Origin of the sequence: Streptomyces sp. NBC_00775 (genome assembly GCF_036347135.1) — a bacterium.
Taxonomy (GTDB): domain Bacteria; phylum Actinomycetota; class Actinomycetes; order Streptomycetales; family Streptomycetaceae; genus Streptomyces; species Streptomyces lutosisoli.
On record NZ_CP108938.1, the window covers coordinates 2,111,863 to 2,138,297 of the forward strand.

Consider the following 26,435-nt stretch of genomic DNA (forward strand, 5'->3'; position numbering starts at 1 on the left):
GCTTCGTCGCAGACGACCCTCCGGACCGTTTCCGCGCACGCGACAGCACGGACCGCTCCGCCGCAGACGCCATTGCCGCTCGCTCCCCCGCGGACGCCGATCCAGACCACTCCGCCGCAGACGCCGATCCAGACCACTCCGCCGCAGGCGCCGGCCCGCACCGATCCGCCGACCGCGGCGGATCGGATCCCTCCGTGGCCCGCGTCAGTCGGACACGTGCTACGGCGCGTGGCTCGGGCCCGCTCACGGGATCCGGTATCCGACGCCCGTCACGGTCTCCACGACGGGCGGGTCTCCGAGCTTGCGGCGCAGCTTGAGCACCGCGAGCCGGACGGCGCCGGTGAAGGGGTCGGCGTGTTCGTCCCAGGCCTTCTCCAGGAGTTGCTCGGCGGAGACCGGGGCCCCCTCGGCGCGCAGCAGCTCGGCCAGCACGGCGAACTCCTTCTTCGACAGGGGGACGTATCGGCTGCCCCGGAACACCTCGCCCCGGGCTGGATCGAGGGTGAGCCCCGCCCGGCGCAGCACGGGAGGTGCGGCCGGCCGCGACCGTCTCCCCAACGCCAGGACACGGGCGGTGAGTTCGGCGAAGGCGAAGGGTTTGACGAGGTAGTCGTCGGCGCCGAGACCGAGGCCGATGACCCGGTCGGTGACCTCGGCCGCCGCGGTGAGCATCAGCACCCGCGCGGTCGACTCGGAGGCGACCAGCTCGCGGCACACGTCGTCGCCATGCACGCGCGGCAGGTCCCGGTCGAGGACGACCACGTCGTAGTCGACGACCGTCGCACGTTCCAGTGCCGCCGCGCCGTCGTACGCCGTGTCGACCGCGTGGGCGTGACCGCGCAGCCATTCCGTGATCGCGTCGGCGAGCATCGGTTCGTCCTCGACCACCAGTACCCGCATTCGGGTCACGCCTTTCTCCGGGGAGAGCGCTCAGCAGGGCCCAGAGTGCCGGGAGCCGTGTTTCTTTTCCGTTAGTGATCGTCCAGTGCTCGCCGACAGTCCTCGTACGAGCACTCAAGTGCCGTGGAAACGCTGGGGAAACACCCGCTCCTGTTGCCTCCTGACGTGCGGCCGGAGAGCCCCTCCGGCCCCGATACGAGGAGACGACGCGATGCGGACGCGGACCCGCGGAACACTGGCCGCCCTCCCCACCGCGCTGGCCCTGGCGCTGGCGCTTTCGGGTTGCGGCTCCGGCGACGACACCGTGAAGACCGGTGCGGCGGCGACGGCGAGCAAGAGCTCGCGCGAGGACCAGGGCGTCAAGTTCGCGCAGTGCCTGCGTGAGCACGGCGTGGACGTGGAGGACCCGGAGCCCGGAAAGGGCATCCGGATCACCGGCCATCTGCCCAAGAGCCAGATCGACAAGGCCATGGAGGACTGCCGCAAGTACGACCCCGTGCAGAACGGGGACGCCAGTGCCGACCCCGAGATGGAGCAGAAGGTACGCAAGCTCGCCCAGTGCATGCGCGACAACGGCGTCGAGGACTTCCCCGACCCCGAGAACGGCGGCATCCAGATCACGAAGGACATCGCCGACGACCCCGACTTCGCGAAGGCCCAGAAGAAGTGTGACAAGTACGCCCCTTCGGGCAGCGGCCCCGCCAACGACCAGGCCGGCAAATGAGTGAGACGACGGTCGTGCCCGAGGACACCTCGACAGAACTTCACCCTCCGTCCGAGCCGGACCGCCCCCGCCGCCACCGGCGGCGCGGACGTAAGGCCGTCATCGCGGTGGGCGTGCTCGCCGCGGTCGGCGGGGCGGCCGCCGCGGGGCTCGGGTTCGCCGGACGCGACGGCTCCGGTGGCGGCTCCGCCGCCGGGCTCCCCCCGGCCACCGCCGACGTGACCCGCCAGACCCTCAAGGACAGCCAGTCCGAGGACGGCGAGCTCGGCTACGGCACGGCGAGCGCCGCGGCCGGCCGCGTCCCCGGCACCCTCACCCGCCTCCCGGACGCCGGCGAGAGGATCACCCGGGGCGAGGCGCTGTACGAGGTGGACGACAAGCCCGTCACCCTGATGTACGGCGGGACTCCCGCGTACCGCGACCTGAAGCCCGGCGTCGAAGGGGCGGACGTCGGGCAGTTGGAGCGGAATCTCAAGGCGCTGGGCTATTCCGGCTTCACGGTCGACGACGAGTACACCGACGCCACCGCCGACGCGATACGGCGGTGGCAGGAGGACCACGGGCTGGACGAGACCGGCGTCGTGGAGCTCGGGCGCGTGGTGTTCGCTCCGGGAGCCGTCCGCGTGGACTCCCTGGACGCCCAGGAGGGTGCGGCGACGGGGCCCGGTCAGAAGGTGCTCTCATACACCGGTACCGCCCAGGTCGTCAGCCTCGAACTCGACACCGCGGACCAACGGTTGGCGAAGAAGGGCACGAAGGTCGCCGTCGAGCTGCCGGACGGCACCCGCGTGGAGGGGCGCGTCCAGGACGTCTCCACCGTGGTCGATCCCGGCAACGGCGGAGACGAGGAGGCGACGACCAAGGTGAAGGTGACGGTGGCGCTCGACGGCGCCAAGGCGCAGCGGACGGCCGCGTCCTATGTGCTGGCCGCGGTGCATGTCTTCTTCACGGCGGGCGAGCGCAAGAACGTCCTCACCGTTCCGGTCGCCGCGCTCGTCGCGCTTCCGGAAGGCGGTTTCGGCGTCGAGGTCGTACGGGGGTCGACCACGGCGTACGTCCCTGTCGAGACGGGGCTGTTCGCGAACGGGCGGGTGGAGATCACCGGCGAGGGGATCGCCGAGGGCACGAAGGTGGGGATGCCCGCGTGATCTCGCTGACCGATGTCACCAAGGTCTACCCGGGCGAGGTCACCGCGCTGGCCGGGGTGACGCTGACCATCGCGCGCGGTGAACTCGTCGCGATCGTGGGCCCGTCGGGCTCCGGCAAGTCGACCATGCTCCATATGCTCGGCACCCTCGACCGGCCCACCTCGGGCAGCGTCCGGGTCGAGGGGTACGACGCGGGCGCCCTGCCGGACGCCCGGCTCTCGGCGCTCAGGGCGCGGCGCATCGGCTTCGTCTTCCAGCGGTTCCATCTGGCGGGCGGGACAACGGCGTTGGAGAACGTGGCCGACGGTCTGCTGTACTCGGGGCTGCGGCCGGCCGAGCGCCGTCGTCGTGCGGCCGCGGCGCTGCGCCGGGTGGGCCTGGACCACCGTATGCACCACGAACCGCACGAGCTGTCCGGCGGCGAGCGGCAGCGCGTCGCCGTGGCCCGCGCGGTGGCCGGGGACCCTCCGCTGCTGCTGGCCGACGAGCCGACGGGCGCGCTGGACTCCGTGTCGGGTCTGGGTGTGATGAGGCTGCTGCGCGATCTGCACGCCACCGGGACCACGGTCGTGATCATCACCCACGACCGGGAGATCGCGGCGTCGCTGCCGCGGCGGGTGCGGATGCGGGACGGCCGGGTGGTCGAGGACTCGGCCGGCGAGGCGGTGGGGGCCCCAGGAGAAGTGGGCCCCTCGGCCGCGGGTTCACGGGAGGCGGTCCGATGACCACGGAGGTACTGCGCCCCGCCCGGCTCGGCCCCGCCGACGTCGTCAGAGTCGGCGCCGTCGGTCTGCGCACCCGGCCCCTGCGAGCCTTCCTCTCGGCGCTCGGCATCGCGATCGGCATCGCTGCGATGGTCGCCGTCGTCGGTATCTCGTCCTCGTCCCGCGCCGATCTGGACCGTGCGCTCGCGGCTCTCGGCACCAATCTGCTCACGGTGTCACCGGGGAGCAGCCTGACCGGCGGTCAGTCCCAGCTTCCGTCCACCGCCGAGAAGATGGTGTCCCGCATCGAAGGTGTGCAGTCCGTGTCGGCGGTCGGCAGGGCGGCGGACGTGAAGGTCTATCGCACCGACCGGATCCCCGAGGCGCAGACCAACGGGATCGCGGTGTACGCGGCCCGCACCTCGCTACGGGCCACGGTCGGCGCCGAGTTGGCGAGCGGCACCTGGCTGAACGGTGCCACGGGCCGCTACCCGGCGACCGTGCTCGGTGCGACGGCCGCCGCACGGCTCGGGATCGGCCATGCGAGCCCGGACACCGAGGTACTGGTCGGCGGCAGCTGGTTCACGGTCGTCGGAATCCTCCAACCAGTGCCGCTGACACCGGAGTTGGACACGGCGACGCTGGTCGGCTGGCCCGTGGCCGAGTCGGAGCTGGGCTTCGACGGTCATGCCACCAAGGTCTACACGCGCTCCGCCGACGCGGCCGTCACCTCGGTCCGCTCCGTGCTGGGCGCGACCGCCAACCCCGAGGCGCCGAGCGAGGTCCAGGTCTCCCGCCCCTCGGACGCGCTCGCCGCCCAGCAGGCCGCGGGCGAGGCGTTCACCGGGCTGCTGCTCGGCCTGGGCGCGGTGGCTCTGCTCGTCGGCGGTGTGGGCGTGGCCAACACGATGGTCATCTCGGTCCTTGAGCGCCGGGCCGAGATCGGGCTGCGCCGTTCGCTGGGCGCGACGCGAGGACAGATCCGTACACAGTTCCTCGCCGAGTCACTGCTGCTGTCCGCCCTCGGCGGAGCGGCCGGCGCCCTGCTGGGCGTGGCCGTCACCACCGGGTACGCCCTCTACCAGGGCTGGCCGGCCGTCGTACCGCCGTGGGCGCCGGCCGGGGGCATCGCGGCCACCTTGGTGATCGGCGGCCTGGCCGGGCTGTACCCGGCGATCCGCGCGGCGCGGATGTCGCCGACGGAGGCGCTCGCCACGCCCTGAAGTCCCGTGCGCGGTCTACGAATCGACCAGCTCCGGCTGGTGCTCGACGTCATAGGCCGCGCGCGACTCGGCGATCGTGACGCGGTGCCGCTCGGCCCAGTCGGTCAGGGAGAGCAGGGTCGCGTGCAACTCGCGGGCCACCGGAGTGAGTTCGTACTCGACCTTCGGCGGGACCGTCGGGTACACGGTCCGGGTGAGGAGTCCGTCGCGCTCCAGATTGCGCAGGGTGAGGGTCAGCATGCGGCGGCTGATGCCCTCCACGCTCCGCTCCAGCTCGGTGAAGCGGATCGGGCCGTGCGCGGCGGCCACGATGATCAGCACGCTCCATTTTCCGGCGACCCTGTCAAGAACTTCGCGGACCGGGCACGCCTGCGCGAGCACTGCCTGCGAGGTAACACCGGTGTTCCCCTGGGACATCGAAGTGCCTCCTTATGGCGGACTCCATGGTCACCCACGATGAACCCCGTTACAAGTCGTGCACCTATGGAGAAAGCAGAGGTCATCGCCATGCTGTCGCGGAGCGAGTCACCGACCCCACGAACGTACTCCCGCTGGGCCTCGCTCGTCGTCCTGTGCGCCGGAACACTGATGACGATCCTGGACGGCAACATCGTCACGGTCGCGATGCCCGCGATCCAGGGCGATCTCGGCTTCTCGGGCCCGGGACTCGCCTGGGTCGTGAACGCGTATCTGATCCCCTTCGGCGGGCTGCTGCTCCTGGTGGGGCGGCTCGGCGATCTGGTGGGCCGCAGGCGGATGTTCGCCGCCGGGCTCGCCGTGTTCACCGCGGCGTCCGTGCTGTGCGGGGTCGCCACCAGCCAGGGCATGCTCGTCGCGGCCCGCGCACTGCAAGGGGTCGGCGGGGCGATGACCTCGGCCGTGGTCCTCGGCATGCTTGTCGCGCTCTTCCCGGAGCCGCGCGAACAGGCGCGTGCCATCGCGGTGTTCAGCGCGGTCGGCGCGGCGGGCGGAGCCCTCGGCACGTTCCTCGGCGGAGCGCTGACGCAGGCCCTCAACTGGCACTGGATCTTCCTGATCAACCTGCCGATCGGGGTGGTGGCCTGGGTCGCCGCCCTGCGGATTCTCGCCCCGGACAAGGGAGCCGGTCTCGGCAAGGGCGCCGACTATCCGGGTGCGGCCCTGGTCACGAGTGCGCTGATGCTGACGGTGTACGCGATCGTGGGCGCCGGGGACCGGGGGCTCGGCGGCAACCTGACCCTGGCGGCCGTCTCGCTCGCCCTCTTCGTGGCGTTCACCCTGCGCCAGGCGCGCACCGCCCGCCCCCTGCTCCGGCTGCGGCTCTTCCGCTCCCGTGCCCTGACGAGTGCGAACGGCGTCCAGATCCTGATGATCGCCGGGATGTACGGCTTCCAGTACATCGGCGCGCTCTACCTCCAACGTGTCCTGGGCTACAGCGAGTTGCTCACCGGAACGGCGTTCCTGCCCGCGCCGATCGCGATCGGGGTACTGATGCTGAGCCTGTCCGCGCGGACGATCGCCCGCTTCGGCCCCTACCGCGTGCTGCTCGCCGGACTCGTCCTCATCACGGCGGGCATGGCCCTGCTGAGCCGCGCCCCGGTCGACGGCACGTACGTCGCCGACGTGCTGCCTCCGCTGCTCCTGCTCGCCGCCGGTTTCGCGGCCGCGATGCCCGCGGTGACCGGGCTCGCCATGTCGGGCGCCCGCGAGGAGGACGCGGGACTGGCTTCCGGGCTCTTCAACACCACGCAGGTCGTGGGCGGTTCACTCGGTCTCGCGGTCCTCACGACGCTGGCGGCGAACCGCACGGAGAACCTGATCGGCGGGGGCGAGCAGGTCGTGGCGGCGACGGCGGACGGCTACCGGCTGGCGTTCACCGTGGCCACGGGCATCGCGACGGCGGCTCTGGCACTGGCGGCCGTACTCCTGCGGCCGGGACGTGTCTCCTCCGCCCCCGTGGTGGAGGAGACTGCCGCGGCTGCCGAGGAGGCATCCGCCGTGGTGGCCGGGACACGCGGGGCCGAGGCCGGCCGTCAGTCCCGAGCGAACGCCTCCGCGTGATCGTGCGCCCGGTGCCCCGGCCGAAGCCGGGGCACCGGCTTCTACGATCAGGCGCACATGACCGCCGGCTTCCGCACGCCGATGGGCGTCCCGCCGACGTCCCGCTTCACCGGGCGGCTTCCGGCGGCGCGGCCGTGTCAGGCGTCCGGGTCGGCACCGGCACCTGGTTGAAGCCGTAGTAGACCGCGATCAGGCCGTGCGCGGCCAGGGTCAGCGGGGCGGAGACGTAGGCAAGGCCGACCGTGGCGGGATAGGCGAGCGAGCCGAGGGCGAAGCGGACGCGGGTGCGGCGGGCGGCCTCGACGTCGACGCGGCTGTCGAAGAGGCGGCCCGTGCGGGTGAGGTGCCACCACAGGGCCTGAAAGGACAGGGCCATCGCGACCATGACCATGCTGTAGACGGCGGCCGCGACATGGGACGCCTTGTCCTCGCGCAGATACTCCGCGAGCATCGCCGTCGGCCAGGGCACGGCGGCCACGACCATCAGGACGAGCAGGTTCAGGAACATCAGCGTGCGGTCGATCCGGGCGACGTAGCTGAAGACCTGGTGGTGGTTGATCCACATGATGCCGATGACCAGGAAGCTGACGACATAGGCGGCGTACGAGGGCCACTGTGCGCCCAGCGCGTGCCAGAGGCCGCCGTGCTCGCCGGTCTCCGGGACCTTGATCTCCAGGATCAGCAGCGTGATGGCGATGGCGAAGACGCCGTCGCTGAAGGCCTCCACACGGCCCGACTCGTTCATGACCGACTCTCCCCGTTGTGACCGTGTCTGTGCATCACTCATGTGCCGTCTGTGCGCTCAGACCGTAGCCCAGCACCGCCCGGCAGCCGGCACGGGATCGCCAACTCGCCCTTCCCTGACGGGTGTACGCCATCTCCAATCTCTGGTAGGAAACTTTCCTAACAGTACGTCTCAACGACACACTCCCCTCATCGGAGGTACCGTGCACACCCCCCACATACGCACTTCGCGTCGCACCCTGCTCGCCCTGATCGGAGCTTCCCTGGTGGCAGGCCCCGTCCTCGCGACCCAGTCCGCGACCGCCGCGTCGGCCGGTCTGGACGACCCGGCGAAGAAGGAGATCGCCATGAAGCTGGTCTCCAGCGCGGAGAACTCCTCGCTGGACTGGAAGGCGCAGTACAAGTACATCGAGGACATCGGCGACGGGCGCGGCTACACCGCCGGGATCATCGGCTTCTGTTCCGGCACCGGCGACATGCTCGACCTCGTCGAGCTCTACACGCAGCGCAAGCCCGGCAACGTCCTGGCCAAGTACCTGCCCGCGCTGCGCGAGGTGAACGGCAGCGACTCCCACGAGGGCTTGGACCCCGGCTTCCAGGGCGACTGGCGCAGGGCGGCCCAGGACTCGGCGTTCCAGCAGGCCCAGAACGACGAGCGGGACCGCGTCTACTTCAACCCGGCCGTCAAGCAGGGCAAGGCCGACGGCATCGGCGTACTCGGCCAGTTCACGTACTACGACGCCATCGTGATGCACGGCGACGGCGGCGACAGCACCAGCTTCAGCAGCATCCGCAGGCGGGCACTGGCCAAGGCCAAGCCGCCCGCCCAGGGCGGCGACGAGGTGACGTATCTGAACGCCTTCCTCGACGCGCGGGTGTGGGCCATGAAGCAGGAGGAGGCGCACTCGGACACCAGCCGGGTGGACACCGAGCAGCGGGTCTTCGTGCGCAACCGGAACCTGAACCTGAATACACCGCTGGACTGGAAGGTGTACGGGGACAGCTACCACATCGGCTGACAGAGGGACCGGGACGACGGACGGCGGAGGGCGCGGCACCCAGCGGATGCCGCGCCCTCCGTTCGCCGCCGGATGTCAGTGGGCCGGGACCGCCTTGAGGTCCTCGCCCGCCTCCATCGGATGGGTCACCTCGTCCGCGTCCCGCCCCTTGCCGAGGTGGTTGAAGACGAGGTTGAGCGCGACGGCCGCGATGCAGCCCGTCGAGATGCCCGAGTCCAGGACGATCTTCGCGGTCTCCGGGAACGCGTGGTAGAACTCCGGCGCGGTGATCGGGATGATGCCGACCGCGAGGGACACGGCGACGATCAGGACGTTGTTGTCCTTCTCCAGGCCCGCCCGCACGAGGGTCTGGATGCCGCTGGCCGCCACCGAACCGAAGAGGACGACGCCCGCTCCGCCGAGGACGGGACGCGGTACGACGGCGATCAGCGAAGCGGCCATCGGGCACAGGCCCATCAGCACCAGGAAACCGCCGCCGGTGGCGACCACGTACCGGCTGCGGATCCGCGTCATCGCGACCAAGCCGATGTTCTGCGCGAAGGCGCTGCACATGAAGCCGTTGAAGAGCGGGCTGAGCGCGGAGCCGAGGGTGTCGGCGCGCAGACCGGCCGCGATGGTCTTCTCATCGGCCGGGCGCTCGACGATCTCGCCCAACGCCAGCATGTCCGCGGTCGATTCGGTCATCGAGACCACCATGACCACGATCATCGAGACGATCGCGGCGACCTGGAACTGCGGGGCGCCGAAGTGGAACGGCGTCGGGAAGCCGACGACGTCCGCGTCGGCCACCGGGCTGAAGTCCGTGACGCCGAACGGGATCGCGACGAGCGTGCCGATGACAAGGCCGAGCAGCACGGCGATCTGCTTGACGAAGCCGCGGGTGAAGCGGCGCAGCAGCAGCACGATGACGAGCGTCGCGGCCGCCAGGCCCAGGTAGGTCATCGAACCGTAGTCGTCCGCCGCGGGGTTGGGGCCCTGCGCCCAGCCGAAGGCGACCGGCAGCAGCGAGACACCGATGAGCGTGATCACGGAGCCGGTGACGACGGGCGGGAAGAAGCGGACCGCCTTGCTGAAGAACGGGGCGGCTATGAAGCCGAGTACGCCCGCGACGATGACCGCGCCGAAGATGATCGGCAGGGCGTCGCTCTTGTCCTTGGTGGAGGCGACGACCGCGGTCATGGGCGCGACGCCGGCGAAGGTGACTCCGTTGACGAACGGCAGCTTGGCGCCGATCTTCCAGAAGCCGAGGGTCTGCAGGAAGGTGGCGAGTCCCGCGGTGAACAGACAGGCGCCGGTCAGGAAGGTCAGTTCGGTGGCCGACAGGCCGATGGCCGCGCCGACGATCAGGGGTGGGGCGACCACTCCGGCGTACATGGCGGCCACGTGCTGGAGGCCGGTGGTCGCCATCTTGAGGGCGGGGAGTTTCTCGTCAACCGGGTGCTTGGACTGGACAGTTGATCCAGCTGCTTCGGTTGGTTCTGCATCGGTGCTTGGCTCGGGCTGGGCAGCCACGGCGGCTCCTCCGGTCGGTTGCACGTCGGCGTTGACGCGGGTTTCAGGGAGGTGATGCGCGGTCGTGCGGGACCGGGACGATGACCGCGACAAAAGGGATCTTTGCCACGGAGACCGTTCCGGGGAGCAGGCGCGTCCACGCACGCTCCCCGGAGACGGCCGCCATGGACCCCGCTCGGGTCCACGGCTACCGGCTGAGGGCCGTCCCCCTCAGCCGGAGATCTTCAACTGTTCAGGCCTGCGCGGCGATCCGCGCGAGGCGCTGCGCCTCGTCCCGCGTGGAGCGGGCGATGGCGTCCTCGTCGACGTTCAGCAGGCGGCTGTCCTCGACGACCGGCTTACCGTTGACGAGCGAGAGAGTGACCGGGGCCGCCGCGCCGAAGACCAGCGCGGTCACCGGGTCGGCGATCGAGGCGTGGGCCAGGGTGTCCAGCTTCCACAGCACGATGTCGGCGAGCTTGCCCGGCTCCAGGGAGCCGATCTGCGAGGCGCGGCCCAGGACCTGGGCGCCGCCGTACGTCCCGAGGCGCAGCGCCTGGCGGGCGTTCAGGGCGGCCTCGCGGTGGGCGCCGAGGCGGTTGATCAGGAGGGCGTTGCGCAGCTCGGTGTGCAGCTCGCCCGACTCGTTGGAGGCGGTGCCGTCGACGCCGAGGCCGACCGGGACGCCGGCCGCCAGCATGTCGGGGACGCGGGCGATACCGGCCGCCAGACGGGCGTTGGAGGACGGGCAGTGCGCCACACCGGTCTTCGTACGGGCGAAGGCGGCGATGTCGGAGTCGTTCATGTGGACGCAGTGCGCCATCCACACGTCCTCGCCCAGCCAGCCGGTCGACTCGAAGTACTCGGTCGGGCCCATGCCGAACAGTTCCTTGCAGAACTGCTCCTCCTCGACGGTCTCCGAGCCGTGCGTGTGCAGTCGTACGCCCTTGCGGCGGGCCAGCTCGGCGCCCTGCTTCATGAGTTCGGTGGAGACGGAGAAGGGCGAGCAGGGCGCGACGGCGATCTGCGTCATCGCGTCGAAGGACGCGTCGTGGTGCTCGTCGACGGTCGCCTCGGTGGCGGCGAGGGCGCCTTCGAGGGTCTCGACGGCGAAGTCCGGCGGCAGCCCGCCGTCCTTCTCGCTGCGGTCCATGGAGCCGCGGGCGAGGGTGAAGCGGACGCCCGTCTCGCGGGCGGCCCGGATGATGGCGCCGGACAGGTCGCCGGAGCCCTTCGGGAAGACGTAGTGGTGGTCCATGGCGGTGGTGACGCCGCCGCGGGCCATCATGGCGAGGGAACCCTGCGCGGCGGAGTACGCCATCTGCTCGTCGATGCGCGCCCAGGTCGGGTAGAGCGCGACGAGCCAGTTGAAGAGGTTGTGGTCCGTGGCCAGGCCGCGGGTGATCCACTGGTAGAAGTGGTGGTGGGTGTTGACCAGGCCGGGGGTGGCCAGGTGCCCGGTGCCGTCGATGCGGCGGACCACGTTCTCCAGGTTCTCGGGGGCCTTGCCCGCGCCCACCGACTCGATCTTGTTGTCGGCGACGACGATGTGGCCCGAGGTGTACTCGGTGTCACCCGCGTCCACGGTCGCGATGGAACAGTTCTCGATCACGATGCGCGAAGCTGCCACGGTGGTTCCTCGTTCTTCCCATTGGCGGACGGACCCGGGGGTCGAGCGGGGTGACGACCGGGTCCGTGGTGCTGTTGTTGCGCAGATGCCCCCGCTCTCCCCTGGGACTTGACGCCGGCGCACGCGTCGGGGCTGGAGCAGCAGGACTACTGGGTGCAGTCCTACAGGTTGGTGAGGTCGACCGGGATGTGCGGCTCGCAGCCGTCGCGCAGGATGGTGGCCTCGATGAGGCCGTACGGACGGTCGGCCGCGAAGTACACCTCGTTGTCGTTCTCGAGCCCGAACGGCTTGAGGTCGACCAGGAAGTGGTGCTTGTTCGGGAGGGAGAAGCGGACCTCGTCGATCTCACTGCGGTTGTTGATGATCCGCGAACCCATTTGGTAGAGGGTCTGCTGGAGGGACAGCGAGTACGTCTCCGCGAAGGCCTGGAGCATGTGCTTCCTGACCTGGTCGTAGGACTTCTCCCAGTTGGGCATCTTCTGCTCGTCGCCGCTCCAGTTGAAGCGCCAGCGGGCGGAGACCTGGGTGGCCAGGATGCGGTCGTACGCCTCCTGGAGCGTCGTGTACTTGTCCTTGACGTAGCCCCAGAACTCGGAGTTCGTCGAGTTCATCACGACGAGGTCCTTCAGGCCGGAGATGACCTCCCACTTCTCACCGTCGAAGGTGATCTGGGTGACCCGGGTCTCCTGACCCTTGCGTACGAAGGAGTGCTTGACCTCGTCGGCGCCGATGAACTTGGAGTTGCCGTCCGAGGTCTCGATCCGCTCCCAGGAGTACTCCTCGATGCGGATGCGCGCCGTCTTGATCGGCTCCTGGCTCGTCACGAAGTGCCGGGCGAGGTGGATGCCGAACTGTTCGGCGGACTCGATGCCGTACTCCTTGGCGAAGGCGTACACCGTGTTCTTGGTGGTGTCCGTCGGCAGGACGTTCGCGTTGGAGCCCGAGAGGTGGACCTCCTGCATGTCGCCGCTCAGCGCGACCGACACGTTCAGGTCCTTGATGTGGTGCGTGTCGCCATCACGGGTGATCTTGACGACGCGGTTCTCGGCCTTGCCGTACTGGTTCTGTCCCAGAATCGTGGGCATGTCTGCTAGCTCCCTCGGTAAACGGAGTAGCCGAACGGGTTGAGCAGCAGCGGTACGTGGTAGTGCTCGCCCGGCTTCACGGCGAAGGTGATCGCCACCTCCGGGAAGAACACTCCGGTCGCATCGCTGTCCCGATTCGCGGGGGCGTCCTGCTGCGCATCGGCTTGCTTTTTCTCGAAGTACGCCTCGACCTCGAAGTCGAGCCGTACGTGGGTCGTCCCCTCCGGCAGCGCCGGAAGATCCTTGCACCGGCCGTCCGCGTCGGTCGCGGACCCGCCGAGCGCCTGCCAGTGCGCGTCACGCCCGGAGCGGGCCGCGAGCTGGATGGCGACGCCCTCGGCGGGGCGGCCGACGCTGGTGTCCAGGATGTGCGTGGACACGGAGGCCGTGGTGTCGGTGCTCATGCCTCATCTTCCTGTACGAGATTGGTCAGACGGATGCGGTTGATCTTGCCCAGCTCGGAGCGGACGATCTCGCGCTCCTGCTCGGGCGAGTTGCCGATCCGCTCCTTGACCGCGTCGCGCATCTGCTCGCCGGTCCGGCCGGTGGCGCAGATGAGGAAGACGTGGCCGAACTTCTCCTGGTAGGCCAGGTTCAGTTCGAGCATCTGAGCCTTGAGCTCCTCGGAGGCGCCGGCCATGCCGCGCTGCTCCCGGGAGGAGGTCGGGTCACCGGGCTTCGGCCGCCCGATCGGCGGGTGCCCGGCCATCGCCTCCTCCAGGTCCGCGGTGGTCAGCTCGGCCATGGCGGCGTCGCTCGCGGCGAAGAGGTCGTCGGCGGTGGCGTAGGGGCGGCGGGCGAGCAGGGCGCTCCCCCAGGCCGATGAGGCGCACGCCTCGTGGAGGGCAGCGAGGGCCGCGCGCTCCTCCAGGGCGTTGAACCCGGCGAGACCGCCAGGTGTCGTACTCGAAGTCACGGGAAGCCTCCGTGGCCTTGTGCTGGACGGGCTGCGGATAGCTAACGCCCTCGGAAACACCACGTCAACACTTTGTTGAAAACTTCGGGTAACAAAAACCGCCGCCCGGTAAATCCGGACGGCGGCGGGTCGCACAGGCGCGTGCACGAGGCGCGAGTCACTGACCCTTCGCGGCGTTTTCCCTGTTCAGGTAGTTGTAGACGGTGAAGCGGCTCACTCCGAGCGCGCCCGCCACGGTCTCCACGCCATGCCGCACGGAGAAGGCTCCGCGCGCTTCCAGTATGCGCACGACCTCCTGCTTGGCCTTGCGGTCGAGGTCGGCCAGGGGCTTGCCCTGTTTGCGCTCCAGGGCGGCCAGGATGTGGTCGAGGGAGTCGGCCAGCTGGGGCAGGCGTACGGCGACGACGTCCGTGCCCTCCCAGGACAGCACGACGTCGTCGGCGCCGGCCTGGTCGGGCGGCAGCATCTCGCCGCCCATGGCGTCGACCAGCGGCTTGACCGCCGTCACGAAGGGGTCGTCCCCGATACCGGTCACTTATCGCCCTCCCCGGCAGCGCCTACGACGTTCACCTGGAGCGAGACCCTGGTGGCGCCCGCCTCCAGGGCCTTGCGCAGCAGCGCGTCGACCGCGGTGAGCACCGCGTCCGCGCCGCCCTCCGCGGTGTTGCCGAACGGGCCGACATCCACGGCGTCCAGTTCGGCCGCCTCGATGACCTCGCGGGCGACCAGCGCATGCCGGGGCGCCTCGTCGAGGTCGAAGGGCTCGGTCGTGAACTCCACTCTCAATCGCACGGGCTCAACCTACTGCGCGGCACGGATTTCCCGGCAGCCCCCTCTTGACAAGCCGCGACACACGACGGCAATCTTCCATTAAGCAGAAACGAACTTCCGCAATACGGAATCACTAAACGGAAGGGAGCGCCGACCCCATGGGATTCGCAGACCAGCGCTTCAACGTCAACCTGTCGATCCTCTTCACGGAACTCCCGCTCCTGGAGCGCCCCGCGGCCGCCGCCGCGGCGGGCTTCGGCGCGGTCGAGCTGTGGTGGCCCTGGGTCGACTCCGCCACCCCCGAGCAGTCCGAGCTCGACGCCCTCAAGAAGGCGATCGAGGACGCGGGCGTCCAGCTGACGGGCCTGAACTTCTACGCCGGGCAGCTGCCGGGCCCGGACCGGGGCGCGCTGTCGATCCCCGGCGCGGAGTCCGAGAAGTTCCGCGCCAACATCGACGTGGCCGCGGACTTCGCCCAGTCGCTGGGCTGCAAGGCCCTCAACGCCCTGTACGGCAACCGTGTCGAGGGCGTGGACCCGGCCGAGCAGGACGCGCTCGCACTGGAGAACCTGGTGCTCGCGGCCCGGGCCGCGAGCCGGATCGGCGCGATCCTCCTGATCGAGACCCTGAACAAGCCCGAGTCGCCGGACTACCCGCTGGTGACCGCCCCGGCCGGCGTCGACGTCGTCGACAAGGTCAACGAGGCGACCGGGCTCGGCAACGCCAAGTTCCTCATGGACCTCTACCACCTGTCCATGAACGGCGAGGACCTGCCGTCGGTGATCGAGCAGTACGCCTCGAAGACCGGCCACGTACAGATCGCCGACAACCCCGGCCGCGGCGCCCCCGGCACCGGCACCCTCCCCCTGGAAGACCTCCTCGACCAGCTGGGCAAGGCCGGTTACGAGGGCTGGGTCGGCCTGGAGTACAAGCCGGGCGACCGCCCGAGCGCGGAGGCCTTCGACTGGCTGCCCGCCAAGGCCCGAGCCGCCCGCTGAGCGGCAACTCATCGACGTATCACAGTAGTTAGAGAGGCACCCTCATGAGCAGCACTCTTCCCAAGGTGGCATGGATCGGTCTCGGCATCATGGGCTCCCCCATGTCGGAGAACCTGATCAAGGCCGGGTACGACGTCACCGGCTTCACGCTGGAGCAGGACAAGCTGGAGCGCCTGACGGCCGCCGGCGGCAAGGCAGCCGGTTCGATCGCCGAGGCCGTGCGTGACGCCGACGTCGTGATCACGATGGTGCCCGCCTCCCCGCAGGTCGAGGCCATCTCGTACGGTCCTGACGGCATCCTGGAGAACGCCAAGTCCGGCGCGCTGCTGATCGACATGTCCTCGATCACGCCGCAGACCTCCGTGGACCTCGCGAAGGCGGCGAAGGACAAGGGCATCCGCGTCCTGGACGCCCCGGTGTCCGGCGGCGAGGCCGGTGCCGTCGAGGCCGTGCTGTCGATCATGATCGGCGGCGAGCAGGCCGACTTCGACGAGGCCGAGCCGATCTTCGAGGCGCTCGGCAAGACCATCGTGCTGTGCGGTCCGCACGGCTCGGGTCAGACCGTGAAGGCGGCCAACCAGCTGATCGTCGCCGTGAACATCCAGGCGTGCGCCGAGGCCGTGGTCTTCCTGGAGAAGTCCGGCGTGGACCTGAAGGCCGCGCTCGACGTCCTCAACGGCGGCCTGGCGGGCTCCACCGTGCTGACGCGCAAGAAGGACAACTTCCTGAACCGCGACTTCAAGCCGGGCTTCCGCATCGACCTGCACCACAAGGACATGGGCATCGTCACGGACGCCGCCCGCAATGTCGGTGCCGCGCTGCCGGTCGGCGCCGTGGTCGCCCAGCTCGTCGCCTCGCTGCGTGCGCAGGGCGACGGCGGCCTGGACCACTCCGCGCTGCTGCGCGCGGTCGAGCGCCTCTCCGGCGCGCAGATCTGACCCCTCCCCGACTTCCGGGCCGCGGCGGCGCTGACACCTGTCCTGTCGCGCCCAAGCGCCGCCGCGGCCCGGATTCATCTGCTTCATCCGCACCACAACCGACCTTCAACAAACTGTTGACGTTCAGATCACCCCGAACCTAGGCTCCACAAAGCGGAAGGTCCACAAAGCGGAAGAAGATTTCCGCAGACGCCGCTGCCCCCTCGTACGGAAGGTCCCTGATGTCGAAGCGCGTGCTCACGACCGAGTCCGGCGCCCCGGTCGCCGACAACCAGAACTCCGCCACCGCCGGCGTCGGTGGCCCGCTCCTCCTCCAGGACCAGCACCTCCTGGAGAAGCTCGCCCGGTTCAACCGCGAGCGCATCCCGGAGCGCGTGGTGCACGCCCGCGGATCCGGTGCGTACGGCTACTTCGAGGTGACCGACGACGTCACGGGCTTCACCTACGCCGACTTCCTGGGCACGGTCGGCAAGCGCACCGAGGTCTTCCTGCGCTTCTCGACCGTGGCCGACAACCTCGGTGGCGCGGACGCGGTCCGCGACCCGCGCGGCTTCGCGCTGAAGTTCTACACCGAGGACGGCAACTACGACCTCGTCGGGAACAACACGCCGGTCTTCTTCATCAAGGACCCGATCAAGTTCCCCGACTTCATCCACTCCCAGAAGCGCGACCCGTTCACGGGCAAGCAGGAGCCGGACAACGTCTGGGACTTCTGGGCGCACGCCCCCGAGGCCACGCACCAGATCACCTGGCTGATGGGCGACCGCGGCATCCCGGCCTCGTACCGCCACATGAACGGCTACGGCTCGCACACCTACCAGTGGACGAACGCCGAGGGCGAGGCCTTCTTCGTCAAGTACCACTTCAAGACGAACCAGGGCATCCGCAGCCTGTCGAGCGAGCAGGGCGCCGAGATCGCGGGCAAGGACCCGAACTCGCACCAGACGGACCTGCTCCAGGCCATCGAGCGGGGCGTGAACCCGTCCTGGACGCTGTACGTCCAGATCATGCCGGCGGCGGAAGCGGCGGACTACCGCTTCAACCCCTTCGACCTCACCAAGGTGTGGCCGCACAAGGACTACCCGCTGCAGCGGGTGGGCCGCCTGGTCCTGGACCGCAACCCGGACAACGTCTTCGCCGAGGTCGAGCAGGCCGCGTTCTCCCCGAACAACTTCGTTCCGGGCATCGGCCCCTCCCCCGACAAGATGCTCCAGGGCCGGCTGTTCGCCTACGCGGACGCGCACCGCTACCGCCTGGGCGTCAACCACACCCAGCTGGCCGTGAACGCCCCGAAGGCGACGACGGCGGACAACTACGGCCGCGACGGCCTCATGGCGTCCAACGCGCAGGGCCGCGCCGCCAAGAACTACGAGCCCAACTCGTACGACGGCCCCGCCGAGACCGGCCGCCCGCTGTCGGCCCCGCTCGCGGTGAACGGCCACACCGGCACCCACGAGGCCCCGCTGCACACCAAGGACGACCACTTCTTCCAGGCGGGTGAGCTGTACCGCCTGATGTCGGCCGAGGAGCGGTCCCGGCTGGTCGCGAACATCGCCGGCGGCCTCTCGCAGGTCTCCCGCGACGACGTGATCGAGAAGAACCTCGCCCACTTCCACGCCGCCGACCCGGAGTACGGCAAGCGCGTGGAGGAGGCGGTCCGCGCCCTGCGCGAGGACTGAGCCTGACGACCACCAGCCCGCGTGCGGTCCCTGACGGGAGGTCAGGGCCGTACGCGCAGCCCGCGAGGACCGAGCGACCCGGATGAGGGGTGGTCCTCGGTACGGCGGGCGAAGCAAGGACCGCGGCGGCGTGCGAGCCAGTGCGGTGGTGAAGGTCCCGAGACCCCCTTCTCGACCTGAGGGAAGGACGGTCCCGGTTCCGTCGCATCCGCCGCGGTCCCAGCCACACCGCACGATCACCGACTCCGTCCGGCGGCGCGAACGTCCTGTCGCGCCCAGCCTCGCGCCGTCGGACGGCAACAACCTCACAGCTTCACCGGCCCAGAGCGCCGGGTGCGGACGGTCCCGTACCCGGCGCTCTGCTGTGTGCCCGTGCTCCGGGCCGGGTGCGCGGGTGTGTTCAGGGTGCGGATTCCGCCGCCGCGCAGCAGCCTGAAGGCATGGACTATCCCAGCATCATCGTGCACACCCCGGGTCTGGACGGGTCCCGGAGGGTCACCGCGGGGGACAAGACGCTCGGTATCGCGTATCACCTCGATGACGTCGTCGAGATCCTGCGCCTGGCCGATGTCGACCTGGACGAGATCGAGGTCGACGAGAGCGACATCATCGACTGGCAGGGCGGCGGCCCCGACGACTGGCCGGGCCTGTCGGAGCACCCGGCCGGGTGAGGACCGCGGGACCACTGCCGCCCGGCGCGGACGTGCACAAACGGACTCCAGACGTACACAACCGGGCGTAGACGTCCTACGGAACCCTCAAATCAAGCTCTGAACACTGCCCCAGGGGCTTCAACTCACCCCGGATGAGGGCACATTCTCGGCACACGGGGCCCGCCGACACGGGGGCGGCGGGCCCCGTAACGGGGGTACGGGGGTACGGGGGAGCACCATGGTCAGGAGCGCGGCGGTCGGGCTTGAGCCTCAGACCGTCGCGCTGCTGCGTGGTGGGCCCCGCATCGGCTTCAGCGACGACGGGGCCGGCTGGGGCGGAGGCGGCCCGGACCGACCGCCGACGGATCCTTCAGGAACGGCAGGGTGTGGCGCAGGAAGAGGTCCGGGCGTTCGTTGTACGGCTCGTGGGCGGTCGGCAGCAGGACACGCACCGTGTGCGCGGGGAGCGCCCGCACGGCACGGCGGCCGTCCAGGAGCGCGGGGACGACCGGGTCGCGTCTCCCCCACAACAGCAGGATCGGCACGTCCAGGACGGCCGGGTCCGCCACTGCGAGGTCCGGATCCGCGAGGCCCCGCCAGATGGCGCAGTGCACCGCCAACCGCTGGGCGTCTCGCGGTAGTTGACGGGCGCGCGCGTACGTCGCCCGGGAACTCGGCGTACCGAGCCGGCCCAGGTACGCGCGGGCCAGCGGGACGACCAGCCGACGGGCACGGGCCGGGCGGCCCATCACCTCGCGGCAGAACCAGCGGGTGAGGGCGGTGTGCCGGGTGAAGCCCGCCGGGTCGACCAGGACGAGCGCCGCCACCGACCCCGCGCGGCGCCCCTCGGCGAGACGGCAGGCGACGTAACCTCCGACGCTGTTGCCGAGCACGGCGATCTCGCGGACGCCCTGTTCCTCGGCGAGCGCGTCGAGGACCCGCTCCGCGGCCTCCACCAGCCGTTCAGGGGTGACCAGTTGGGGGTCGGGCGCCGTGGACTCCCCGTAGCCGGGCCAGTCGACGACGAACGTACGGTGGCGGTCCGCGAGGGCGGGCAGGACGGCGTCGTAGTCGCGGCCGTCCCCGGGGTTGGCGTGCAGAAGCAGCAGCGCGGGGGCGCCGGGCGCGCCATGGCAACGGACGGCGATGTCGCCCAGGGGCGTGGGGACGGTCATTCGCATGGGGCGAGGATGCCGGGTCGGCGGGGGCGTGTGAAGACCGCCCCGGACACGGCGAAAGGGCGGCTCACCCCCCGGGTGAGCCGCCCCTGTCGAGAAGCGCGCAACAGACCTTCGGCGTCGCGTCAGACCCGCGGCGTCATGTCAGACCTTCAGCCTCGTGTCAGACCCTCGGCGTCATGTCAGACCGTCAGCGTCGCGTCAGACCTTCAGCGTCTTGATCGAGGTGGGCGCGTGGCCCGGCTCGGTCGCGATCTCCTCGAACTCGACGACGTTGCTGATGTCGTTCGTCTTGCTCATGGCGATGTTGGTGACGCGCTCCAGGATCGCCTCGACGACGACCGGGACCTGGAACTCGGCGGCGAGCTTCTTGGCCTGCTCGAAGGCGGCGCCGAGCTCGCTCGGGTCGGTGACCCGGATCGCCTTGCAGCCGAGGCCCTCGACGACCTTGACGTGGTCGACGCCGTAGACGCCCAGCTCCGGGGAGTTGATGTTCTCGAACTCCAGGTTGACCTGGAAGTTGATGTCCAGACCGATCTGCGCCTGACGGATCAGGCCCAGGTAGGCGTTGTTCACCAGGACATGGACGTACGGGATCTTGTGCTGGGCGCCGACGGCCAGTTCCTCCAGCATGAACTGGAAGTCGTAGTCGCCGGAGAGCGCGACGACCTGCGCGTCCGGGTCCGCCTTGGCGACGCCGAGCGCGGCCGGGATCGTCCAGCCGAGCGGGCCCGCCTGGCCGCAGTTGATCCAGTGGCGCGGCCGGTAGACGTGCAGCATCTGGGCGCCGGCGATCTGCGAGAGGCCGATGGTGGTGACGTAGCGGGTCTCCGGGCCGAAGGCCTTGTTCATCTCCTCGTAGACGCGCTGCGGCTTGATCGGGATGTTGTCGAAGTGCGTGCGCCGTTGGAGCGTCGCCTTGCGCTCCTGCGCGGACGCGGCCCACGCCGACCGGTCGGGGAGCTTGCCCGCGGCCTTCAACTCCCGTGCCACCTCGACGAAGAGCTCCAGCGCGGCCTTGGCGTCGGAGGCGATGCCGTAGTCGGGCGCGAAGATCTTGCCGATCTGGGTGGGCTCGATGTCGACGTGGACGAACTTCCGTCCGGCCGTGTAGACGTCCAGCTTGCCGGTGTGGCGGTTGGCCCAGCGGTTGCCGATGCCGAGGACGAAGTCCGACTCCAGGAAGGTCGCGTTGCCGTAGCGGTGCGAGGTCTGGAGGCCGACCATGCCGGCGTTCAGCTCGTGGTCGTCCGGCAGGATGCCCCAGCCCATGAGGGTCGGGATGACCGGAGTGCCCGTCAACTCGGCGAACTCGACGAGGAGTTCGGCGGCGTCGGCGTTGATGACACCGCCGCCGGCGACGATGAGGGGGCGCTCGGACTCGTTGAGGAGGGTGATCGCCTTCTCGACCTGGGCGCGGGTGGCGGCGGGCTTGTAGGCCTGGAGCGGCTCGTACGTCTCCGGGTCGAACTCGATCTCGGCGAGCTGGACGTCGATGGGCAGGTCGATGAGGACCGGGCCCGGACGGCCGGAGCGCATGAGGTGGAAGGCCTGCTGGAAGACGCCGGGGACCTGCGCGGGCTCCAGCACGGTGACCGCCATCTTCGTCACCGGTTTGGCGATCGAGGCGATGTCGACGGCCTGGAAGTCCTCTTTGTGGATCACGGCGGTCGGAGCCTGGCCGGTGATGCACAGGATCGGGATCGAGTCGCCGATGGCGGAGTAGAGCCCGGTGATCATGTCGGTGCCGGCGGGACCCGAGGTGCCGATGCAGACGCCGATGTTGCCCGGGTGGGTCCGGGTGTAGCCCTCCGCCATGTGGGAGGCGCCCTCGACGTGCCGGGCGAGGGTGTGGTTGATCCCGCCGGACGCCTTGAGGGCCGCGTAGAAGGGGTTGATCGCCGCGCCCGGGACGCCGAACGCGTTGCTGACGCCCTCGCGCTTGAGGATCTCGACTGCCGCGCGGGCAGCGGTCATACGAGCCATGGGAGTACTCCTGCTTCGGCTGTCGGATTCGCGCTCTCGTCGCGCCCCGCGGAGAGCTGGCGATTCCGTTGCGGTTCCGCAGCGGCCCCCTGTCCGGATTCCGTATTGCGGAAACTAACTTCTACTATCTGGAAGCAATGTAAGCGGAGCGGTGAGGAGCGTCAAGAGTGGGCAGGGGCGGGATCCGCCAAAGGTGTGGTGCGATGCCCCCTACCGGTATCCGGCGGAGGTTGTCGAACCGTTTCCCTGCCGCAGGCCCCCACCCTGGAGGACGATGGACCCGCTGTCCCGACGTGACGTCCTGGAGTGGGCCATGGCCGAGAGCGTGCCGGTACGGTGCCCGGCCTGCCGCCGCGAGCATCTCTACGCGGCGCCGTCGTATCCATGCGTGTGCGGCGCGCCCGTGACGCCTCCGCTCGACCGCCTCGCGGATCCGTCGCCCGTCGCGCACCGCGTCTGGGACGACGACTGGGTCACGGTCCGCTGCGAGGCCTGCGGCCGCGACAGCCAGTGGCCCCACCCCGAGCTGGGCTGCTCCTGCGGGGCGATGCTGCGGATTCCGGTGCGAGGGGTACGGCGACCGCAGCGCGCGAAGCTCGCGCCGGGCACCGTCACCGACACACACCCCGACGGAAAAGGGGAATCCCGCGCACGAACCGCCCCGGACGCCCGCCCGCACACGGCCGACAGTGCGCCGGACGACGCGCGGGACGGCGTGGCGGGCACCCCGCAGGACAGAGCCGGGTCACCGCGCGACACCGGGCGCCGGCCGCACGTCCCCTCCTCCGCACCCCGCCCGGCCTTCCAGCCGGTCACCATCCGTACCGCCCGGGACGCCGTCACCGCGGCCGCTCTGTATCTGCGCTGGCTCGGCTACCGCGACATCCGGCGGGCGGACCAGCGGCCGCCGTCCGGGATCGGGCTCGCCGCCCGTGGCATCCTGGCCCAGGTCGACCCCACCGTGCGCCCGGCCTCACTGCGCGACGTGGAGTGCCTGTGGCTGACGGCCATGACGGAGTCGGCGGGGTGCGTGTACTTCTCCCTCGCGGGCTACGCCGACGACGCCCGCGCCCGTGCCGACACCCTCGGCGTCCCCCTCTTCGTGCTGGACCTCACGGGAACCCCGCAGCCGGTGAACAGCCCGGCCGACGAACTCATCGCCACCACGGGCTGACCCCGACGCGCGCTAAGCGCTCCGCTGGATGTGCCGCGGTATGCCGTCGATCGTCTGCGGCATCGTCGTGGCTGGTCGCGCAGTTCCCCGCGCCCCTTCAGGGCGCTGCGGAACCGCAGCGGACTTCACCCGACCTGCTTAGTCGGCGTACGTCTCCCGCAGCTCGATCTTCCGCACCTTCCCCGAGACCGTCATCGGGAAGGCCTCCAGGATCCTCAGCCGGCTGGGGATCTTGTAGTGCGCCAGCTGCCCCTCGCAGAAGGACCGCAGCTCCTCCAGGGTGAGCGGGTCGGCCTGGTCGCGCGGGATGACGCAGGCGAGCACCTCCTCGCCGTACCGCTCATGAGGTACGCCGACCACCTGGACGTCGGCGATCTTCGGGTGGGCGTAGAGGAACTCCTCGATCTCGCGCGGGTAGATGTTCTCGCCGCCCCTGATGATCATGTCCTTGATGCGCCCGACGATCTCGACGTAGCCGTCCTCGCGCATCACGGCCAGGTCCCCGGTGTGCATCCAGCGGCCGGGGTCGATGGCCTCGGCGGTCTTCTCGGGCTCGTTCCAGTAGCCGAGCATCACGCTGTAGCCGCGGGTGCACAGCTCGCCGGCGGTGCCGCGCGGCTCGGTCACGCCGTCCACCGGGTCGACGACCTTCACCTCGATGTGCGGGAGGACCCGGCCGACGGTGCCCGTGCGGTGCTCCAGGTCGTCGTCCCGCCGCGTCTGCAGGGACACCGGCGAGGTCTCGGTCATGCCGTAGCAGATGGACACCTCCTCCATGTGCATCTCGGCGACCACGCGTTTCATCACCTCGACCGGGCAGGGCGAGCCCGCCATGATGCCGGTGCGCAGCGACGAGAGGTCGTACGTCCCGAAGTCGGGGAGGTTCAACTCCGCGATGAACATGGTCGGTACGCCGTACAGCGAGGTGCAGCGCTCGTCCTGGACCGCTTGGAGCGTCGCCGCCGGGTCGAAGGACGGCGCGGGAATGACCATGCACGCGCCGTGCGAGGTCGCGGCGAGATTGCCCATCACCATGCCGAAGCAGTGGTAGAACGGCACCGGGATACAGATCCGGTCCTGCTCCGTGTAGGCGATCATCTCGCCCACGAAATAACCGTTGTTGAGGATGTTGTGGTGGGAGAGGGTGGCCCCCTTGGGGAAGCCCGTCGTCCCCGAGGTGTACTGGATGTTGATCGGGTCGTCGCAGGACAGCTCGCTCTTGCGGGTCCAGAAGTCCTCGTACAGGTCGGGGGTTCCGCGCCTGATCAGCGCATCCCAGCTCGGGTCGCCGATGTACACGGTCTCGCGCAACTGCGGGCATTTTCCTCGGACTTGCTCGACCATCGCCCGGTAGTCGCTCGCCTTGTGACGGAACGAGGCGAAGAGCAGCGAGATCCCGGCCTGCTGGAGAACGTACTCGACCTCGTGGGTGCGGTAGGCCGGATTGATGTTCACCATGATCGCGCCGATGCGGGCGGTGGCGTACTGGACGAGCACCCACTCGGGGCAGTTGACCGCCCAGATGCCCACCCGGTCGCCCTTGGCGACTCCACTGGCGAGCAGCGCGAACGCCAACTGGTCGACGGCGGTGGCGAATTGGACGTATGTCCAGCGCCGCCCGGACGGCACGTCGACGAGCGCCTCCCGGTTCGGCCAGGCCTCGACCGCCCGGTCCAGGCTGGCCCCGATGGTGTCCCCGAGCAGGGACGTTCCGCTCGTCCCGTGCGTGTACGACGGTTCGGTCACCGGAAGTCCTCCTCGCGGTACTCGGCGTCGGAGCCCGCGGCCGTGGCCTCGCGGAGCTCGATCCGGCGGATCTTGCCGGACACGGTCTTGGGGAGGGCGCCGAACTCCAGGCGGCGGATGCGCTTGTACGGTGCGAGGACCGTGCGCGAGTGCTCGAAGAGCACCTTGGCGGTATCGGGGCCCGGCTCGTAACCCGCCGCGAGGACGATGTACGCCTTCGGCACGGCGAGCCGCAGTTCGTCGGGGGCCGGTACGACAGCCGCCTCCGCGACCGCCTCGTGCTCCAGCAGCGCGCTCTCCAGCTCGAAGGGAGAGATCTTGTAATCACTGGCTTTGAAGACGTCGTCCGCTCGGCCCACGTACGTGATGTAGCCGTCGGCGTCGCGCGCGCCGATGTCGCCGGTGCGGTAGTAGCCGCCCGCCATGGCCTCGGCGGTGCGGTCGGCGTCGCCGTGGTAGCCGGTCATCAGGCCCACGGGCCGCGCCGACAGATCGAGCGCGATCTCCCCCTCCGGTGCCCCGGGCGCGCCCGACACCGGGTCGAGCAGTTCGACGCGGAAGCCGGGGCTGGGCCGTCCCATCGAGCCCGTCTTGAGCTGCTGCCCCGGGCTGTTGGAGACCTGGACGGCCGTCTCGGTCTGCCCGAAGCCGTCCCGGATGGTGACGCCCCAGGCGCGCCGCACCTGATCGATGACCTCGGGGTTGAGCGGCTCGCCCGCGGCGACGGCCTCGCGCGGCGGCGTGCGCAGCTGCGTCAGGTCGGCCTGGATGAGCATGCGCCAGACGGTGGGCGGGGCGCAGAACGTGGTCACGCCCGCCCGGTCCATCTCGGCCATCAGCCGGCCCGCGTCGAAGCGTGTGTAGTTGTGGATGAAGACGGTCGCCTCCGCGTTCCAGGGCGCGAAGAGGTTGGACCAGGCGTGCTTGGCCCAGCCGGGCGAGGAGATGTTCAGGTGCACGTCTCCGGGCTTGAGCCCGACCCAGTACATGGTCGCCAGATGGCCGACCGGGTACGAGACGTGCGTGTGCTCGACGAGTTTGGGGCGAGCGGTGGTGCCCGAGGTGAAGTAGAGCATCAGCGGGTCGTCCGACCGGGTGGGCCCGTCGGGTGCGAAGGCCGGGTCGGCGGCGTACGTCTCCTCGTACGGCCGCCAGCCGGGACGCGACCCGCCGACGGTGATCCGGGTGTAGTCGCCGGGCACCTCGTCGAACTTCTCGGCGTCCTCGGCGCGGACGACGACATGCCGGACCCGGCCGCGCTCGACGCGGTCGCGCAGGTCGGCGGCGCCGAGCAGCGGGGTGGCCGGGATGACGACGGCGCGCAGCTTCATCGCGGCGAGGGCCGTCTCCCACAGTTCGGCCTGGTTGCCCAGCATGACGAGGATGCGGTCCTCGGCGCCCACGCCCTGCGCGCGCAGCCAGTTGGCCACCTGGTCCGAGCGCTCGGCCATCCCGGCGAAGGAGACCTCGGTGCGCTCGCCGTCCTCCTCGACGATGTGCAGGGCGGTGCGGTCGTTGCCGCGCGCGATGACGTCGAACCAGTCGAGTGCCCAGTTGAAGTACTGCGGGCGGGGCCAGCCGAAACCCTCGTAGGCCGTCGCGTAGTCCTCGCGGTGCGTCAGCAGGAAGTCCCGCGCGGCGCGAAACTCGTCGGTCGCGCTCGTCGTCGCCGTCATGTGTCCTCCTCG

The 26,435-nt window shown here is 70.1% G+C and carries 25 protein-coding genes; 11 read left to right on the forward strand and 14 right to left on the reverse strand.

Annotated elements, in window-relative coordinates; translation table 11 throughout:
* Nucleotides 1-243 precede the first annotated feature (243 nt).
* Entirely contained in the window at nt 244-900 is a 657-nt protein-coding gene (locus tag OIC96_RS09590; RefSeq protein WP_330310336.1) for a response regulator transcription factor, read from the reverse strand.
* Between the two features lie 211 nt (nt 901-1,111).
* Here OIC96_RS09590 and OIC96_RS09595 point away from each other — a divergent pair, with 211 nt between their 5' ends.
* From OIC96_RS09595 to OIC96_RS09610, 4 genes are read left to right on the forward strand one after another with little or no spacing between them, the layout of a single operon-like run.
* Nucleotides 1,112-1,624: a hypothetical protein gene (locus tag OIC96_RS09595; protein ID WP_330308284.1), complete on the forward strand. Its 513-nt coding sequence runs from the start codon at nt 1,112-1,114 to the stop codon at nt 1,622-1,624.
* Nucleotides 1,621-2,772 carry an efflux RND transporter periplasmic adaptor subunit gene (locus tag OIC96_RS09600; protein ID WP_330308283.1) on the forward strand — a complete coding sequence of 384 codons (1,152 nt, stop codon included), beginning with the start codon at nt 1,621-1,623 and terminating at the stop codon, nt 2,770-2,772. Before OIC96_RS09595 ends, OIC96_RS09600 begins: the two co-directional genes overlap by 4 nt.
* On the forward strand, nt 2,769-3,497 hold the full coding sequence (locus tag OIC96_RS09605) for an ABC transporter ATP-binding protein (protein WP_330308282.1): 729 nt from the start codon (nt 2,769-2,771) through the stop codon (nt 3,495-3,497). Before OIC96_RS09600 ends, OIC96_RS09605 begins: the two co-directional genes overlap by 4 nt.
* The gene (locus OIC96_RS09610; protein ID WP_330308281.1) at nt 3,494-4,699 is read left to right on the forward strand and encodes an ABC transporter permease; all 1,206 of its coding nucleotides are present in this window, start codon (nt 3,494-3,496) and stop codon (nt 4,697-4,699) included. Before OIC96_RS09605 ends, OIC96_RS09610 begins: the two co-directional genes overlap by 4 nt.
* Before the next feature lie 15 nt (nt 4,700-4,714).
* Here the strand turns inward: OIC96_RS09610 and OIC96_RS09615 are convergent, their stop codons facing one another.
* Entirely contained in the window at nt 4,715-5,116 is a 402-nt protein-coding gene (locus OIC96_RS09615) for a winged helix-turn-helix transcriptional regulator (RefSeq protein WP_330308280.1), read from the reverse strand.
* 66 nt (nt 5,117-5,182) lie between these two features.
* Between OIC96_RS09615 and OIC96_RS09620 the strand changes: the two genes are divergently transcribed.
* Entirely contained in the window at nt 5,183-6,739 is a 1,557-nt protein-coding gene (locus OIC96_RS09620) for a DHA2 family efflux MFS transporter permease subunit (RefSeq protein ID WP_330308279.1), read from the forward strand.
* 106 nt (nt 6,740-6,845) lie between these two features.
* On the opposite strand, the gene OIC96_RS09625 is transcribed toward OIC96_RS09620, so the two are convergent.
* Nucleotides 6,846-7,484, reverse strand: a complete 639-nt coding sequence (locus tag OIC96_RS09625; RefSeq protein WP_330308278.1) for a TMEM175 family protein — start codon at nt 7,482-7,484, stop codon at nt 6,846-6,848.
* 202 nt (nt 7,485-7,686) lie between these two features.
* Here OIC96_RS09625 and OIC96_RS09630 point away from each other — a divergent pair, with 202 nt between their 5' ends.
* The gene (locus OIC96_RS09630) at nt 7,687-8,502 is read left to right on the forward strand and encodes a chitosanase (RefSeq protein WP_330308277.1); all 816 of its coding nucleotides are present in this window, start codon (nt 7,687-7,689) and stop codon (nt 8,500-8,502) included.
* Nucleotides 8,503-8,577: 75 nt separating this feature from the next.
* On the opposite strand, the gene OIC96_RS09635 is transcribed toward OIC96_RS09630, so the two are convergent.
* The 7 genes from OIC96_RS09635 to OIC96_RS09665 form a co-directional block, all read right to left on the reverse strand.
* The gene (locus OIC96_RS09635; protein WP_406502288.1) at nt 8,578-9,909 is read right to left on the reverse strand and encodes a nucleobase:cation symporter-2 family protein; all 1,332 of its coding nucleotides are present in this window, start codon (nt 9,907-9,909) and stop codon (nt 8,578-8,580) included.
* 337 nt (nt 9,910-10,246) lie between these two features.
* On the reverse strand, nt 10,247-11,623 hold the full coding sequence (locus tag OIC96_RS09640; protein WP_330308275.1) for an 8-oxoguanine deaminase: 1,377 nt from the start codon (nt 11,621-11,623) through the stop codon (nt 10,247-10,249).
* A gap of 161 nt (nt 11,624-11,784) precedes the next feature.
* Nucleotides 11,785-12,708: a factor-independent urate hydroxylase gene (gene pucL, locus OIC96_RS09645; protein WP_330308274.1), complete on the reverse strand. Its 924-nt coding sequence runs from the start codon at nt 12,706-12,708 to the stop codon at nt 11,785-11,787.
* 5 nt (nt 12,709-12,713) lie between these two features.
* Complete coding sequence (uraH, locus tag OIC96_RS09650) at nt 12,714-13,112, reverse strand: hydroxyisourate hydrolase (RefSeq protein WP_330308273.1); 399 nt, start codon at nt 13,110-13,112, stop codon at nt 12,714-12,716.
* Nucleotides 13,109-13,624, reverse strand: a complete 516-nt coding sequence (gene uraD, locus OIC96_RS09655) for a 2-oxo-4-hydroxy-4-carboxy-5-ureidoimidazoline decarboxylase (RefSeq protein WP_330308272.1) — start codon at nt 13,622-13,624, stop codon at nt 13,109-13,111. The genes uraH and uraD overlap by 4 nt, the downstream gene beginning before the upstream one ends.
* A 157-nt stretch (nt 13,625-13,781) precedes the next feature.
* Entirely contained in the window at nt 13,782-14,159 is a 378-nt protein-coding gene (locus OIC96_RS09660) for a helix-turn-helix domain-containing protein (protein ID WP_327432837.1), read from the reverse strand.
* The gene (locus tag OIC96_RS09665) at nt 14,156-14,416 is read right to left on the reverse strand and encodes a hypothetical protein (RefSeq protein WP_327432836.1); all 261 of its coding nucleotides are present in this window, start codon (nt 14,414-14,416) and stop codon (nt 14,156-14,158) included. The genes OIC96_RS09660 and OIC96_RS09665 overlap by 4 nt, the downstream gene beginning before the upstream one ends.
* 137 nt (nt 14,417-14,553) lie before the next feature.
* Here OIC96_RS09665 and OIC96_RS09670 point away from each other — a divergent pair, with 137 nt between their 5' ends.
* From OIC96_RS09670 to OIC96_RS09685, 4 genes are all read left to right on the forward strand, one after another.
* A complete protein-coding gene (locus tag OIC96_RS09670) occupies nt 14,554-15,393 on the forward strand; it encodes a TIM barrel protein (protein WP_330308271.1) in 840 nt (279 codons plus the stop codon).
* Between the two features lie 44 nt (nt 15,394-15,437).
* Nucleotides 15,438-16,331: a 2-hydroxy-3-oxopropionate reductase gene (locus tag OIC96_RS09675; protein ID WP_330308270.1), complete on the forward strand. Its 894-nt coding sequence runs from the start codon at nt 15,438-15,440 to the stop codon at nt 16,329-16,331.
* Between the two features lie 221 nt (nt 16,332-16,552).
* A complete protein-coding gene (locus OIC96_RS09680) occupies nt 16,553-18,010 on the forward strand; it encodes a catalase (RefSeq protein WP_330308269.1) in 1,458 nt (485 codons plus the stop codon).
* A 440-nt stretch (nt 18,011-18,450) separates the two neighbouring features.
* Nucleotides 18,451-18,681, forward strand: coding sequence for a hypothetical protein (locus OIC96_RS09685; protein WP_330308268.1), 231 nt, complete (start codon nt 18,451-18,453; stop codon nt 18,679-18,681).
* A gap of 293 nt (nt 18,682-18,974) precedes the next feature.
* Here the strand turns inward: OIC96_RS09685 and OIC96_RS09690 are convergent, their stop codons facing one another.
* Nucleotides 18,975-19,844, reverse strand: a complete 870-nt coding sequence (locus tag OIC96_RS09690) for an alpha/beta fold hydrolase (protein WP_330308267.1) — start codon at nt 19,842-19,844, stop codon at nt 18,975-18,977.
* A gap of 198 nt (nt 19,845-20,042) precedes the next feature.
* Nucleotides 20,043-21,827, reverse strand: a complete 1,785-nt coding sequence (gene gcl, locus OIC96_RS09695) for a glyoxylate carboligase (RefSeq protein ID WP_330308266.1) — start codon at nt 21,825-21,827, stop codon at nt 20,043-20,045.
* Between the two features lie 274 nt (nt 21,828-22,101).
* Between gcl and OIC96_RS09700 the strand changes: the two genes are divergently transcribed.
* On the forward strand, nt 22,102-23,001 hold the full coding sequence (locus OIC96_RS09700; RefSeq protein ID WP_406502157.1) for a hypothetical protein: 900 nt from the start codon (nt 22,102-22,104) through the stop codon (nt 22,999-23,001).
* 138 nt (nt 23,002-23,139) lie between these two features.
* On the opposite strand, the gene OIC96_RS09705 is transcribed toward OIC96_RS09700, so the two are convergent.
* Nucleotides 23,140-24,747 carry an AMP-binding protein gene (locus tag OIC96_RS09705; protein WP_330308265.1) on the reverse strand — a complete coding sequence of 536 codons (1,608 nt, stop codon included), beginning with the start codon at nt 24,745-24,747 and terminating at the stop codon, nt 23,140-23,142.
* On the reverse strand, nt 24,744-26,423 hold the full coding sequence (locus tag OIC96_RS09710; protein WP_330308264.1) for an AMP-binding protein: 1,680 nt from the start codon (nt 26,421-26,423) through the stop codon (nt 24,744-24,746). Before OIC96_RS09710 ends, OIC96_RS09705 begins: the two co-directional genes overlap by 4 nt.
* Between the last annotated feature and the right edge of the window lie 12 nt (nt 26,424-26,435).

Coding starts and splice junctions, on each gene's coding strand:
- OIC96_RS09595 (WP_330308284.1), top strand. CDS start 1,112: ATGCGGACGCGGACCCGCGGAACACTGGCCGCCCTCCCCACCGCGCTG.
- OIC96_RS09610 (WP_330308281.1), top strand. CDS start 3,494: ATGACCACGGAGGTACTGCGCCCCGCCCGGCTCGGCCCCGCCGACGTC.
- OIC96_RS09675 (WP_330308270.1), top strand. CDS start 15,438: ATGAGCAGCACTCTTCCCAAGGTGGCATGGATCGGTCTCGGCATCATG.
- uraH (WP_330308273.1), bottom strand. CDS start 13,112: ATGAGCACCGACACCACGGCCTCCGTGTCCACGCACATCCTGGACACC.
- gcl (WP_330308266.1), bottom strand. CDS start 21,827: ATGGCTCGTATGACCGCTGCCCGCGCGGCAGTCGAGATCCTCAAGCGC.
- OIC96_RS09670 (WP_330308271.1), top strand. CDS start 14,554: ATGGGATTCGCAGACCAGCGCTTCAACGTCAACCTGTCGATCCTCTTC.
- pucL (WP_330308274.1), bottom strand. CDS start 12,708: ATGCCCACGATTCTGGGACAGAACCAGTACGGCAAGGCCGAGAACCGC.
- OIC96_RS09625 (WP_330308278.1), bottom strand. CDS start 7,484: ATGAACGAGTCGGGCCGTGTGGAGGCCTTCAGCGACGGCGTCTTCGCC.
- OIC96_RS09680 (WP_330308269.1), top strand. CDS start 16,553: ATGTCGAAGCGCGTGCTCACGACCGAGTCCGGCGCCCCGGTCGCCGAC.
- OIC96_RS09685 (WP_330308268.1), top strand. CDS start 18,451: ATGGACTATCCCAGCATCATCGTGCACACCCCGGGTCTGGACGGGTCC.
- OIC96_RS09635 (WP_406502288.1), bottom strand. CDS start 9,909: ATGGCGACCACCGGCCTCCAGCACGTGGCCGCCATGTACGCCGGAGTG.
- OIC96_RS09600 (WP_330308283.1), top strand. CDS start 1,621: ATGAGTGAGACGACGGTCGTGCCCGAGGACACCTCGACAGAACTTCAC.
- OIC96_RS09620 (WP_330308279.1), top strand. CDS start 5,183: ATGGAGAAAGCAGAGGTCATCGCCATGCTGTCGCGGAGCGAGTCACCG.
- OIC96_RS09690 (WP_330308267.1), bottom strand. CDS start 19,844: ATGCGAATGACCGTCCCCACGCCCCTGGGCGACATCGCCGTCCGTTGC.
- OIC96_RS09700 (WP_406502157.1), top strand. CDS start 22,102: ATGGACCCGCTGTCCCGACGTGACGTCCTGGAGTGGGCCATGGCCGAG.
- OIC96_RS09590 (WP_330310336.1), bottom strand. CDS start 900: ATGCGGGTACTGGTGGTCGAGGACGAACCGATGCTCGCCGACGCGATC.
- OIC96_RS09710 (WP_330308264.1), bottom strand. CDS start 26,423: ATGACGGCGACGACGAGCGCGACCGACGAGTTTCGCGCCGCGCGGGAC.
- OIC96_RS09615 (WP_330308280.1), bottom strand. CDS start 5,116: ATGTCCCAGGGGAACACCGGTGTTACCTCGCAGGCAGTGCTCGCGCAG.